This is a genomic window from Actinoallomurus rhizosphaericola (genome assembly GCF_024055675.1).
Taxonomy (GTDB): domain Bacteria; phylum Actinomycetota; class Actinomycetes; order Streptosporangiales; family Streptosporangiaceae; genus Actinoallomurus; species Actinoallomurus soli.
The window spans coordinates 12,860-24,803 of record NZ_JAMXMW010000025.1 but is presented as its reverse complement, the minus strand read 5'-3'; the positions used below and the strand labels follow the sequence as shown (position 1 = coordinate 24,803).

The 11,944-nt window shown below is 72.8% G+C and carries 11 protein-coding genes and 1 tRNA gene; 7 read left to right on the top strand and 5 right to left on the bottom strand.

Annotation, left to right across the window (positions count from 1 at the left end; genetic code table 11):
• Positions 1-3 precede the first annotated feature (3 nt).
• Positions 4-909 (bottom strand): alpha/beta fold hydrolase, encoded by a 906-nt coding sequence (locus NE234_RS38550; RefSeq protein ID WP_252785921.1) that lies wholly within the window; start codon positions 907-909, stop codon positions 4-6.
• Positions 910-931: 22 nt separating this feature from the next.
• Positions 932-1,741 (bottom strand): formate dehydrogenase accessory sulfurtransferase FdhD, encoded by an 810-nt coding sequence (gene fdhD, locus NE234_RS38545; protein WP_252785920.1) that lies wholly within the window; start codon positions 1,739-1,741, stop codon positions 932-934.
• Between the two features lie 165 nt (positions 1,742-1,906).
• Between fdhD and fdh the strand changes: the two genes are divergently transcribed.
• The 3 genes from fdh (at position 1,907) to nrfD (ending at position 6,962) form a co-directional block, all read left to right on the top strand.
• Entirely contained in the window at positions 1,907-5,125 is a 3,219-nt protein-coding gene (gene fdh, locus NE234_RS38540; protein ID WP_252786056.1) for a formate dehydrogenase, read from the top strand.
• Positions 5,126-5,130: 5 nt separating this feature from the next.
• Positions 5,131-5,967, top strand: coding sequence for a 4Fe-4S dicluster domain-containing protein (locus NE234_RS38535; RefSeq protein WP_252785919.1), 837 nt, complete (start codon positions 5,131-5,133; stop codon positions 5,965-5,967).
• Between the two features lie 86 nt (positions 5,968-6,053).
• On the top strand, positions 6,054-6,962 hold the full coding sequence (gene nrfD, locus NE234_RS38530; RefSeq protein WP_252785918.1) for an NrfD/PsrC family molybdoenzyme membrane anchor subunit: 909 nt from the start codon (positions 6,054-6,056) through the stop codon (positions 6,960-6,962).
• A 108-nt stretch (positions 6,963-7,070) separates the two neighbouring features.
• On the opposite strand, the gene NE234_RS38525 is transcribed toward nrfD, so the two are convergent.
• From NE234_RS38525 to selD, 3 genes are all read right to left on the bottom strand, one after another.
• Positions 7,071-7,847, bottom strand: a complete 777-nt coding sequence (locus NE234_RS38525; RefSeq protein WP_252785917.1) for an LppU/SCO3897 family protein — start codon at positions 7,845-7,847, stop codon at positions 7,071-7,073.
• A 151-nt stretch (positions 7,848-7,998) separates the two neighbouring features.
• Positions 7,999-8,640: a trimeric intracellular cation channel family protein gene (locus tag NE234_RS38520; protein ID WP_252785916.1), complete on the bottom strand. Its 642-nt coding sequence runs from the start codon at positions 8,638-8,640 to the stop codon at positions 7,999-8,001.
• Between the two features lie 69 nt (positions 8,641-8,709).
• The gene (gene selD, locus NE234_RS38515) at positions 8,710-9,717 is read right to left on the bottom strand and encodes a selenide, water dikinase SelD (protein WP_252785915.1); all 1,008 of its coding nucleotides are present in this window, start codon (positions 9,715-9,717) and stop codon (positions 8,710-8,712) included.
• A 95-nt stretch (positions 9,718-9,812) separates the two neighbouring features.
• On the opposite strand from selD, the gene NE234_RS38510 reads away from it, so the two are divergent.
• The 4 genes from NE234_RS38510 (at position 9,813) to NE234_RS38495 (ending at position 11,754) form a co-directional block, all read left to right on the top strand.
• On the top strand, positions 9,813-10,079 hold the full coding sequence (locus NE234_RS38510; RefSeq protein WP_252785914.1) for a DUF6412 domain-containing protein: 267 nt from the start codon (positions 9,813-9,815) through the stop codon (positions 10,077-10,079).
• A 124-nt stretch (positions 10,080-10,203) separates the two neighbouring features.
• Positions 10,204-10,908 (top strand): YidC/Oxa1 family membrane protein insertase, encoded by a 705-nt coding sequence (locus NE234_RS38505; protein WP_252785913.1) that lies wholly within the window; start codon positions 10,204-10,206, stop codon positions 10,906-10,908.
• Between the two features lie 14 nt (positions 10,909-10,922).
• A tRNA-Sec gene (locus NE234_RS38500) sits at positions 10,923-11,018 on the top strand.
• Between the two features lie 169 nt (positions 11,019-11,187).
• Entirely contained in the window at positions 11,188-11,754 is a 567-nt protein-coding gene (locus NE234_RS38495) for a hypothetical protein (RefSeq protein WP_252785912.1), read from the top strand.
• The last annotated feature ends 190 nt before the right edge of the window (positions 11,755-11,944 follow it).

Below are 11,944 nucleotides of genomic sequence, written 5' to 3'. Positions count from 1 at the left end.
GCCCTAACGCGTCGCGCCGGGCGCGGACGCCTGGTCGATGTGCTCCGCGATGAGCCCGGCGAACTCCTCCGGCCGCGTGAGGAGCCCCCAGTGGGACGTGGCGACCGGCCGGACGCGCAGGTGCTCGGTGAACGGCCGGGGCGCCTCGGCCGCCAGCGCCGGGGTCGCGTACACGTCACCGGTCGGCACGATCACCTGCGTCGGGACGGTCACCCGCGGGGACACGCCGGCCCGGCGGGCGGTGCGGCTCCGGCCGAGCATGTTCGCCCGGTAGAGGTTCAGCCCGGCCACGGCGTCCTGGAGGAGGGTGGGGGCGGGGTGCCCGCCGCCGTGCGGCACGCCCTCGGCGCGTTCCAGGAGGCGGCTCCACCGGCCGGCCAGCCCGCGCCTCCAGACCAGTTCCGGCACGACCGGCACCTGGAAGGCCGCGAGGTACCAGGACCGCAGCAGTTGCCGGGCGACGAGAGGGACGCCGGACAGCCGCCGCGGGCGCGTACGGAACCAGTACGCGGCGTGGTCCAGGCAGGGCCCCGAGATGGAGGTGAAGGAGGCGAACCGGCCGGGCGTCTCCCGCACGGCCTCCCAGGACTGGATCGACCCCCAGTCGTGGCCGACCAGGTGCGCGGGCGCGCCGGGGGAGACGGCGTCGAGCACGGCGCGCATGTCGGCCGTCAGGTGCTCGAACCCGTACGCCTCCCGCCGCGCCGGGCGCGAGGACGCGCCCGCGCCCCGCACGTCGTACGCCACCACGTGGAAGCGGTCCGCCAGCCGCGCGGCGACCGCGTCCCACACGGCATGCGTGTCCGGGTAGCCGTGCACCAGCAGCACCGTCGGCCCGGAGCCGCGCTCGTACACCGCCAGGTCGACGCCGTCGCCGTGGACCCGGCGGGTTCGCGTGTCGTCGGACATGGCGCCCACCGTAGGACCGCGGTCAGTCCTTGATCCGGTCGGCCCCCGTGTAGACGTTCATCGAGTGCCCGCGCAGGAAGCCGACGAGGGTCATGCCGGCCTCCTCGGCGAGTTCGGCCGCGAGCGAGGACGGCGCGGACACGGCCGCGAGCGCCGGGATGCCCGCGAGCATGGCCTTCTGCGTGAGCTCGAACGACGCGCGGCCGCTGACCAGGAGCACGTGCCCGGCGAGCGGAAGCCGCCCGTCCTTCAGCGCCCAGCCGATCACCTTGTCGACCGCGTTGTGCCGTCCGACGTCCTCGCGCAGCACCACCAGCGCGCCGCTCGCGTCGAACAGCCCGGCCGCGTGCAGGCCGCCGGTCCGCTCGAAGACCCGCTGCGCCTCCCGCAGCGCGTCCGGCAGGGCGGCCAGGACGTCCGGGTCGAGGACGGTCGTGTCCGACCGGATGTCATAGCGCGCCCGCTGCCGGAGCGCGTCGATGCTCGTCTTGCCGCACACTCCGCACGCGCTGGTCGTGTAGAAGGAACGCTCCACCGAGACCTCCGGCGGGGCCACCTCGGCCGCGAGCGCGACGTCGACGACGTTGAACGTGTCCGTGTCGGCGCAGTAGCGCATCGCGGCGACGTCCTCCGGCGCCCGGATGACGCCTTCGGCGTACAGGAAGCCGGTCACCAGGTCGAAGTCGTTCCCCGGCGTCCGCATGGTGACCGACAGCGGGCGCCCTCCCAGCCGGATCTCGAGGGGTTCCTCGACGACGAGCGTGTCCGGCCTCGCCCGGCGTCCTCCTTCGTCGATGTGCGCGATCCGGCGTCGCACGGTCACTCGGCCCATGATCCGACCGTACCCGTGAAACGCCGACGTAGGCCCGCGGGGGCTTACGGGAAAAGCGCGGTGCACGGTGCTATAAAGAGCCGGGAAAGGGGAAGTGGACGGCGAGGCGCGATCCGGGAGGGGGCGGCAGACGTGGGCATCGAGTCCTGGCCGGTGTTCCGGCAGATGACCGGCACCGACCCGCTGGGGCGCGGCCGGGCCGCCCGGTCCTCGCGTACGGACGCCCTGCGGGCGCGCACCGAGAAGGCCGACCGGGTCGTCGACTCCGTCTGCCCCTACTGCGCGGTCGGCTGCGGGCAGAAGGTCTACGTCAAGGACGAGAAGGTCGTCCAGATCGAGGGCGACCCGGGCTCGCCGATCTCCCGCGGCAGGCTCTGCCCCAAGGGCTCGGCCAGCAAGCAGCTCGTCACCTCGCCGACCCGGCAGACCAAGGTCCTCTACCGCCGGCCGTACGCCACCGAGTGGGAGCCGCTGGACCTCGACGAGGCGATGGACATGATCGCCGACCGGGTCATCGCGGCCCGTCGCGAGGGCTGGCAGGACACCTTCGAGGACAAGCCCGTGCGCCGCACCCTCGGCTTCGCGAGCCTCGGCGGCGCCACCCTCGACAACGAGGAGAACTACCTCATCAAGAAGCTCTGGACCGCCCTCGGCGCGATCCAGATCGAGAACCAGGCGCGTATTTGACACTCCGCCACCGTCCCCGGTCTGGGGACCAGCTTCGGTCGTGGCGGCGCGACGACGTTCCAGCAGGACCTCGCGAACTCCGACTGCATCGTCATCCAGGGCTCGAACATGGCCGAGTGCCATCCGGTCGGGTTCCAGTGGGTGATGGAGGCGAAGGCGCGCGGGGCGCGGATCTTCCACATCGACCCGCGGTTCACCCGCACGAGCGCGGTGGCGCACCGGCACATGCCGATCCGCGCCGGCAGCGACATCGTCCTGCTCGGCGCGCTGATCAACCATGTGCTGAGCGGCGGGCACGACTTCCGTGAGTACGTCCTGCGCTACACCAACGCCTCGGTCATCCTGAGCGAGTCCTTCCAGGACACCGAGGACCTCGGCGGGCTGTTCTCCGGCTACGACGCCGAGACCTCCTCGTACGACCCGGAGACCTGGGCGTACGCCGGGGGAGAGCAGGAGGCGCCGGCCGCCGGAGCGCGCGACGAGCAGGAGAAGGGCGACGACCCGGACGGCGGCACGGATCAGGGCGACGGTCCGAGCGGGCCGTCGGGGCGCATCACGCAGGAGCACGGTCCCGGCGCCACCTACGAGGCCACGCCGTCGCAGACCGGCCACGCGCAGGAGCGCGACGAGACGCTGCGGCACCCGCGCTGCGTCTACCAGGTGCTGAAGCGGCACTTCGCGCGCTACACACCCGAGATGGTCGAGCAGGTCTGCGGCATCGCGCCGGACGACTTCGCCGAGCTCGCCGACGCGATCGTGGCGAACTCCGGGCGCGACCGCACCACCGCCTGGGTCTACAGCGTGGGCTGGACGCAGCACACCGTCGGCGCGCAGTACATCCGCACCGCCTCGATCCTGCAGCTGCTGCTCGGCAACATCGGGCGGCCCGGCGGCGGCATCCTCGCGCTGCGCGGGCACGCGAGCATCCAGGGCTCCACGGACATCCCGACGCTGTTCAACCTGCTGCCCGGCTACCTGCCGATGCCGTACGCCCACCACCACGAGGACCTTGACACCTACCTCGAACGCGCCGCCGGGGACACCGGCTTCTGGGGGCGCAAGCGGTCCTACATGGTGAGCCTCCTCAAGGCGTGGTGGGGCGACGCGGCGACCGCCGAGAACGACTACTGCTTCGACTACCTGCCGCGTCTCACCGGGGACCACGGCACGTACCACACCGTCCTCGACCAGATCGACGGCAAGGTCAAGGGCTACTTCCTGCTGGGGGAGAACCCCGCGGTGGGCTCGGCGGCCGGCCGGCTGCAGCGCCTCGGGCTGGCGGCGCTCGACTGGCTCGTCGTACGGGACCTGCAGCTCATCGAGAGCGCGACGTTCTGGAAGAACTCCCTGGAGATCGAGACCGGTGAGCTGACACCCGAGGGGATCGGCACCGAGGTGTTCTTCCTGCCCGCCGCCTCCCACGTGGAGAAGGACGGGACGTTCACCAACACCCAGCGGCTGCTGCAGTGGCACCACAAGGCGATCGACCCGCCCGACGACGCCCGCAGCGACCTGTGGTTCATCTACCAGCTGGGCCTGCGGATCCGGGAGCGGCTGGCGGGCTCCGCCGACCCCGTCGACCGGCCGGTCCTCGATTTGACGTGGGACTACCCCGAGGAGGGGCCGTACCACGACCCGTCCGCGGAGGCGGTGCTGCGTGAGATCAACGGCTACGACGCCGACGGGAACATCCTGTCCGGGTTCACCGCGCTGAAGGACGACGGGTCGACGTCCTGCGGCTGCTGGATCTACTCCGGCTGCTACACCGACGGCGTCAACCAGACCGCCCGCCGCAAGCCGGGGTCCGAGCAGTCCTGGGTGGCGCCCGAGTGGGGCTGGGCCTGGCCGTCGAACCGCCGCATCCTCTACAACCGCGCCTCCGCCGACCCGCAGGGCCGCCCGTGGAGCGAGCGCAAGGCGTACGTCTGGTGGGACGGCGAGCAGTGGACCGGCCACGACGTCCCCGACTTCGAGAAGACCAAGCCGCCGTCGTACGAGCCGCCGCCGGACGCGAAGGCCGAGGCCGCGCTCGCCGGGACCGACCCGTTCATCATGCAGACCGACGGCAAGGGCTGGCTGTTCGTGCCACGCGGCCTGGTCGACGGGCCGCTGCCCGCCCACTACGAGCCGCACGAGTCCCCGGTGGAGAACCTGCTGTACAAGCAGCAGGGCAACCCCGTCCGGCAGACCTACGACCGGCCCGGCAACCGGTACGAACCCGTCGACAGCGACGTCTACCCGTACGTCTTCACGACCTACCGGCTGACCGAGCACCACACGGCGGGCGGCATGAGCCGCTTCCTGCCGTACCTGTCGGAGCTGCAGCCGGAGATGTTCTGCGAGGTGTCGCCGGAGCTGGCCGCCGAGCGGGGCCTGGTCCACGGCGACTGGGCGACCATCATCTCCGCGCGCACCGCCATCGAGGCGCGCGTCCTCGTCACCGACCGGGTCCGGCCCCTGCGGATCCAGGGCCGGGTCATCCACCAGATCGGGCTGCCGTACCACTGGGGTTCGGCCGGCGCCGTCCGCGGCGACTCCGCCAACGACCTGCTGCCGATCGTGCTGGACGCCAACACCCACATCCAGGAGAGCAAGGCGGCGACCTGCGACATCCGACCCGGACGCCGCCCGCAGGGGCCGGCCCTGCGCGCCCTCGTGCGGCGCTACCGCCGCATGGCCGGGATCCCGGAGGACTGAACGGAATGAGCAACAGCCTGTACGGCCCCCTCCCGGACGTCGCGGAGGACGCCGGCTACACCGGCGCGCCCGAGCGCCGCGGGTTCTTCACCGACACCTCGGTGTGCATCGGCTGCAAGGCCTGCGAGGTCGCCTGCAAGGAGTGGAACGCCGTCCCCGACGACGGGTTCGCGCTGACCGGCATGTCCTACGACAACACCGGCGCGCTCGGCGCCAGCACCTGGCGGCACGTCGCGTTCGTCGAGCAGACCCGGCCGCGCCAGGTCGGCGACGGGGCCGACACCCGCTGGCTCATGGCCTCCGACGTGTGCAAGCACTGCACGCACGCCGCCTGCCTCGACGTCTGCCCCACGGGCGCGCTCATCCGCACCGAGTTCGCCACCGTCGTCGTCCAGTCCGACGTCTGCAACGGCTGCGCCTACTGCGTGTCCGCCTGCCCGTACGGCGTCATCGACCGCCGTGAGGACGACGGGCGGGCGTGGAAGTGCACGCTCTGCTACGACCGGATCGGCGACGGCCTCGAACCCGCCTGCGCCAAGGCGTGCCCGACCGACTCCATCCAGTACGGCCCGCTCGACGAGTTGCGCGAGCGCGCCAGGGCCCGGCTGGACGCGCTGCACGAGGAGGGCGTGACGGAGGCCCGCCTGTACGGCGAGGACGAGAACGACGGCGTCGGCGGCGCCGGTGCCTTCTTCCTGCTCCTCGACGAGCCGGAGGTGTACGGTTTGCCGCCGGACCCGGTCGTCACCACCCGCGACCTGCCGGCCATGTGGAAGTGGGCCGGCGGCGCTGCCCTGGCCCTGGCCGGGGGAGTCGCCCTGTCGTTCCTCGGGAGGCGCTGATGCGGCCGGATCCGGACGAGCGGCGCACCGGGCGACGAGAAGAGCGACGCGGTGGAAGAGGCGGCGGCGGAGGCCGTGAGGAGCGCATGGTCCCGCGCGCGGAGTTCCGCTCCTACTACGGCCGCCCGATCCTGAAGAAGCCGCGCTGGAAGGCCCCGCACATGCCGGGCTACCTCTACCTGGGCGGGCTGTCGGGCGCCTCCTCGACGATGGCGGCACTGGCCGACGCCACCGGACGGCAGCGGCTGGCGCTGACCGGCAGGATCACGGCCGCGGCGGCGGCCACGGCGGGCTCCGGGCTGCTCGTCGCCGAGCTCGGGCGGCCCGAGCGGTTCCTCAACATGCTGCGCATGTTCAAGCCGACCTCGCCGATGAGCGTCGGCTCATGGATCCTCGCCGGTCAGGGCGGCTTCACGATGGCGGCGGCGGTCTCCGCCGTCACCGGGATCGCCCCCGGCCTCGGCCGGGCGGCCGGCGCGGCGGCAGCGGTGACCGGTCCCCTCGTCGCGACTTACACGGGCGTCCTACTGGCCGACACCGCGGTGCCCGCCTGGCATGAGGCCTACCGGCACCTGCCGCTGCTGTTCGCGGGCAGTTCCCTGGCGAGCGGCGGAGCGGTCGCCATGATCGCCACCCCCCGCGGCGACGCGGGCCCCGCGCGCCGGATGGCGCTCCTCGGCGCCGGTCTCGAACTGGCCGCCGCCGGAGCCCTCGAACGCGGCGCCGGCCTGCGCGAACGCCCGGAGCTCATCTCCGAGCCCTACCGGACCGGACGCGCAGGTGTCCTCCTGCGTACCGGCCGGGCGCTGACCGTCGTGGGGGCGGTCGGCGCCGTCGCGGCGAGCCGGAGCCGGGCGGCCGGCGTCATCGCGGGCCTCGCGCTCACCGGGGGTGCGCTGTGCACCCGGTTCGCGGTCCTCTACGCCGGGCACGCCTCGGCGGAGGACCCCAAGTACACGGTGATCCCCCAGCGCGAACGCCACACCGTGTCCTGAGCCGTGTGGCCCGGACCTCACGGTCCGAGCCACACGTTCCGTGCCGGGCGGTTCGAGTCGCGCGGCCTCGGCCGCCGGCTCCCCGCGGAGCCACTTCCCTCTCCGGGCTCAGAGCTTCTTCATGCAGAGCACGAAGCTCAGGATGGCGATGTCGTTCTTCCGGCGGTACTTCGCCGTGGAACCGGCGACGTTCTTGCACTTGTCCCAGTCGGATGTGCCGGTGTACCGCTTCAGCACCTTGTACGTCCCCGAGTGGCACGTCGTCTGCACCAGGTGCGGGGCCGAGTCCGTGCCGGCGTTGCGCACGCAGTCGCCCGGCTGCACCGTCGCCGCCGCGTCCAGGGTCGGCGAGGACGTGGGCACGTCGGGGCTGTCGGTCGGGCTCGGCTCGACCGTCGGATAACCCCCCGTGGGCGCGCCGGTGGGCACGCTGAACGACGGCGTCGGAAGGGAGATGGGCTTCTTCGAGTGGCCGTCGCTGCTGAGGGCCCACGCGATCGCGCTGCCGCCGCCGAGCACGACCAGCGCCGCGACGATCGCCACCACGATGATCGGACCGTTGTTCTTGCGCGGCGGCCCCGGAGGCGGCCCCCACCCGCCCGGACCGGACGGCTCCGACGGACCGAAGCCTCCGCCTCCACCGCCCCACGGGCCGCCGGGCGGAGGCTGCTGACCGCCGCCGCCGTACGGGTCGCTCGGGTAGTAGGGCTGCTGCCCTCCCTGGCCGGGGTAGGGCTGCTGACCAGCGCCTCCCTGGCCCGGGTAGGGCTGCTGCTGCCCCGGATAGCCCTGGCCGGGGTACGGCTGCTGCGGAGGGTAGCCGCCCTGACCCTGCGGTTGGTTCGAGTACGGCCCCTGGCCGTAGCTCTCAGGTGATTCGTGCACGGACGACCGCCCCTCGTTGCAATACCCCACGAAAGCTGTACTAGCCAACTAGTCTGCGGGCCGATGTGCAAACCGGCCTTTACCTAAGACGTTAGGTTTCGGGTTCCGGATCCCGCCGATCCGTGCCTGACCGAAGCCGGACAGTACCGGATCACGCGTGGTCCTCGTGCCCGCGGGCGCGCGGCATCCGCCACCGCAGGCGGAGTGCCAGCAGCCGGACCCCGAACGCCAGCGCGGCGGTGACCAGGGTCACGAGGTAGCCGCGCGCCCCGAGCAGGTACGCGCCCGTGGCGGTCCCGGCGCCGAGGAGGGCGGGGATGATGTACAGCTGCCGGTCGTGCAGGACGTTCGGCACCTCCCGCGCCAGCACGTCCCGCAGAATGCCGCCGCCGATCGCCGTCGTCACGCCCAGCGCCGCCGCGGCCGGCGCCCCCAGCCCGTACGTCAGCGCCTTCATCGCGCCGGCCACACTGAACAGCCCCAGTCCCGCGGCGTCGAGCACCAGCACCGTGCGGCGGATGCGCTCCAGGTGCGGATGCCAGACGGCGGTCAGCGCGGTGGCCACGATCGGCACCGCCGTGTAGCCCACGTCGCGGAACGCCGCCGGCGGCACGGCCCCGATGACGAGGTCGCGCAGCACCCCGCCGCCCAGCGCGGTGATCTCCGCGAGCACGGCCATCCCGACGACGTCGAAGCGCTTACGAACGGCGACGAGCGCGCCGGTGACCGCGAACACGAAGATCCCAGCGAGGTCGATGACGTACTCGACTTCGGTTCCGTGGACGGAGCTCACAGTCGGATCATGCCGTGTCCGCCGTCGTGCCGGGCACAGGGGGTGGCGAAGCCGTGACGTACGGGTGTGTCACCGGACGATCAGGGCGGTGGCCCCGCGCGGGACGAGCTCGCCCACCACCGGCGCGCCCGGCACCTCACCGGCGACGAGGAGCCCCCCGGACGTCTGGGCGTCCGCGAGCAGCAGCCGGTCCTCCTCCGGCGCCTGGCCGAAGTCCGCGTGCGGCGTCACCCAGGCGAGGTTGCGGCGGGTACCCCCCGACACGTACCCCTCGCGCACGGCGTCGCGCGCGCCGTCGAGATAGGGAACGGCCGCGGCGTCGACCACGGCGGTGACACCGCTCGCCCGCGCCAGCTTGTACAGATGCCCCAGGAGCCCGAACCCGGTGACATCGGTCGCACAGCGGTGACCGTGCTCCAGCGCCGCCCGTGACGCCTCGGCGTTGAGCGTCGTCATCGCCGCGACGGCCTGCGGGAACACCTCACCCGTCGCCTTGTGCCGCGTGTTCAGCACTCCGACGCCGAGCGGCTTGGTGAGGGAGAGCGGCACGCCGGGCCGCCCGGCGTCCAGGCGCAGCAGCCGTTCGGGATCCGCCAGCCCGGTGACCGCCATGCCGTACTTCGGCTCTGGATCGTCCACGCTGTGCCCGCCCGCGACATGGCAGCCGGCCGCGCGCGCGACGTCGAGACCGCCGCGCAGCACCTCGCGCGCCAGCTCCATCGGCAACGTTTCACGGGGCCAGCCGAGGAGGTTGACCGCGACGACCGGAGCGCCGCCGACGGCGTAGACGTCCGACAGGGCGTTCGTCGCCGCGATCCGCCCCCAGTCGTACGGGTCGTCGACGACCGGGGTGAAGAAGTCGGCGGTGGCCACCACCGCTCGGTCCCCCTGAATCCGCACCACCGCCGCGTCGTCGCCGTCGTCCAGCCCGATCAGCAGATCGTCCGGGCGCTCCGTGTCGATCAGCCCGGCGACGATCTCCTCCAGCTCACCGGGCGGGATCTTGCAGGCGCATCCGCCGCCGTGCGCGAACTGCGTCAGGCGGTACGCCGTCCCGGGTGCTCCACTGCTGCCCATACGGCGAACCTATCGCGGCGGCGGCCCGCCTCCGGCGACGTCCGGATTCCCCCCGTCGCGGGAACCGGGCGCGCGGCGGGCGCGTCTGGTAGGGCATGGGCCGGATGCTGGCCGCCGTCGTCGCGGCGATGATCGCGTGGTGGGATCTCACCGACGCGCCGGCCTCGTCCGCCGTCCTCGTCGTGGCGGCGACCCTGGCCGTCGCCGGCCTCATCGTCCTGGTCGCCCACCGCGTCCCGGTGATCCTCACGGCGGGCCCGCCCATCCGCGCCGCCGCGCTGCGCGAACGCGCGGGCCGCTCGGCGCTCCTGCGTCTCCGCGACCCTGACGCGCCCGGCCGCCCTCGCGTGCGGGCCCCGTAGGGACACGCGTACGCCGCACCGCCCCCGGTCACCGTCCGCGTCTCCCGGCGCGGCCGATGCGGGACCGGCCCCGTGCGGTCCTCCGCCGTCCCCACCGACCAACCGCCGAAGGGTTGCCTCTCTCATGCTCGCCGTTCTCGACGGTCCCGTACGCGTGGCGTACGACCTCGTCACCGGACTCGCGTCCGCCCTGCACCCGCTCACCGGGGGCCTCAGCGCCGCCCTGGCCATCGTCGTCTTCACCGCCGGAATCCGCCTCGCCCTCCACCCGCTCAGCCGCCGCCAGGCCGCCGCGGACCGTGCCCGCCGCCGGCTCGCCCCGCAGGTCGAGGCGCTGCGCGAACGTCATCGCGACGATCCGCTCCGCGCCCATCAGGAGGTGACCGCGCTGTACCGGACCGAGGGCACGTCGATGTTCGCCGGGTTCGGCCCGGCGCTGCTGCAGATGCCGGTCTTCGCCGTCGTCTACCGGCTGTTCCTGTCCCCGTCCGTCGGTGGCCACGCCAACCTGCTGCTCGCCCAGACCCTCTTCGGCGTCCCGCTGGGGAACCGGTGGCTCCTGTCATCCGGTGCCTTCGGCCCGCACGGCCTGGTCTTCCTGGCCCTGTTCATCGCGCTGGCGGCGGTGGCCTGGTGGACGTCACACCGGATGTACGCCGACCGGGCGGCCCCGGCCGAGCCGGTCGGCCGGATGATGCGCCTGCTGCCCTTCGGCACCGTCGTGGTCGCCGCATACGTCCCACTCGCAGCCGTTCTGTACCTGCTGACGTCGACCGCGTGGAGCACCGCCGAGCGCGCCCTCCTGTGGCGCGGAGGCACCTCGGGCTGAGTAGGCTCTGCGGCGGAGGCGGGAGGGTGCCTGGTGGCCCTCGTGGTCTTCAAAACCATTGGTCGGCGCTCGGCGTCGACGGCGGGTTCGATTCCCGTGCGCCTCCGCCACCACCTCTAATGCGCCGCTGACCTGTGGAAACGCTGCTGCGTTCGTGCTCCGTGCGCACGCCATCGAGTGCCACGGAGTGCCAGGATCGGCCTGCCGGTGCAGCCGGGCGCGAAATATACGCGAAATGATCTTGCTCCTTCCGGGTGCCCGGAGCAGGGGCGGGTCCAGATGACCGCGTCGGCAGAGCGCTCCAGGCCGCCGGTCGCCGATGGCACGAGCGTCCCCAGAGGGACGAGCCCGGTTCCGCGCAGTCTGCTGTACAGCCACTCACACGGCGACTTCGCCGTGTTGCTGTGGTCGGCGTACGAGGCGCTGATGGTCGCACAGCTCGGCGGGGGCAAGGTAGCGACCAAGGCCGGCCGCTGCGTCCTGGCCAAGTGGTTCGGCACGTCGGCCACGGCCGTCGACGACGCGCGCCGCGAGCTGTTCGCCAACGTCGCCGGCGGCCCGTTCCTGTCCCGGTCGTCGAATCCCGGATTCAAGCGGAGCGTCAAGCACGTCGCCCTGCGGCTGCCGCGCGACACGCGCGAGGGCTACGTGGCCGTCCCGAACTGGACCCGCGATCTGGTGTGGGCCGGGCGGCGGCGCCCGGCCGGCCGGATCTCGCCGGGCGCCTGGCGGCACTACGCGGCCGCGCTGGACAAGGCCACGCGGGACAAGCAGGCCCGCGAGGCGGTCCCGTTCGACACGACGATCCAGAGGTTGGGCGAGATGCTGGGCTGCTCGGCGTCGTGAACCTAACCAGGCCTCTGACCTGCTGATAGTTGCCTCAAGTTAGGCGAGTTGGCCAGTTGGGCAGGTCTCCTGCACCCCCCATCCGCGGGTCCGTTTCGGGGGGCAGCCGAACATGCGGCTAACTGCTAACTCGCCCTTGGGCGCGCGCCTCCTCGCAACGGGGAGACTCCGAGGTCTCCGGGGATCTCTC

What these genes read in the sequence shown, in the direction of transcription:
- NE234_RS38505 (WP_252785913.1), top strand. Translation starts at nt 10,204, where the DNA reads ATGCTCGCCGTTCTCGACGGTCCCGTACGCGTGGCGTACGACCTCGTC.
- NE234_RS38495 (WP_252785912.1), top strand. Translation starts at nt 11,188, where the DNA reads ATGACCGCGTCGGCAGAGCGCTCCAGGCCGCCGGTCGCCGATGGCACG.
- fdhD (WP_252785920.1), bottom strand. Translation starts at nt 1,741, where the DNA reads ATGGGCCGAGTGACCGTGCGACGCCGGATCGCGCACATCGACGAAGGA.
- nrfD (WP_252785918.1), top strand. Translation starts at nt 6,054, where the DNA reads ATGGTCCCGCGCGCGGAGTTCCGCTCCTACTACGGCCGCCCGATCCTG.
- NE234_RS38510 (WP_252785914.1), top strand. Translation starts at nt 9,813, where the DNA reads ATGGGCCGGATGCTGGCCGCCGTCGTCGCGGCGATGATCGCGTGGTGG.
- NE234_RS38535 (WP_252785919.1), top strand. Translation starts at nt 5,131, where the DNA reads ATGAGCAACAGCCTGTACGGCCCCCTCCCGGACGTCGCGGAGGACGCC.
- NE234_RS38550 (WP_252785921.1), bottom strand. Translation starts at nt 909, where the DNA reads ATGTCCGACGACACGCGAACCCGCCGGGTCCACGGCGACGGCGTCGAC.
- selD (WP_252785915.1), bottom strand. Translation starts at nt 9,717, where the DNA reads ATGGGCAGCAGTGGAGCACCCGGGACGGCGTACCGCCTGACGCAGTTC.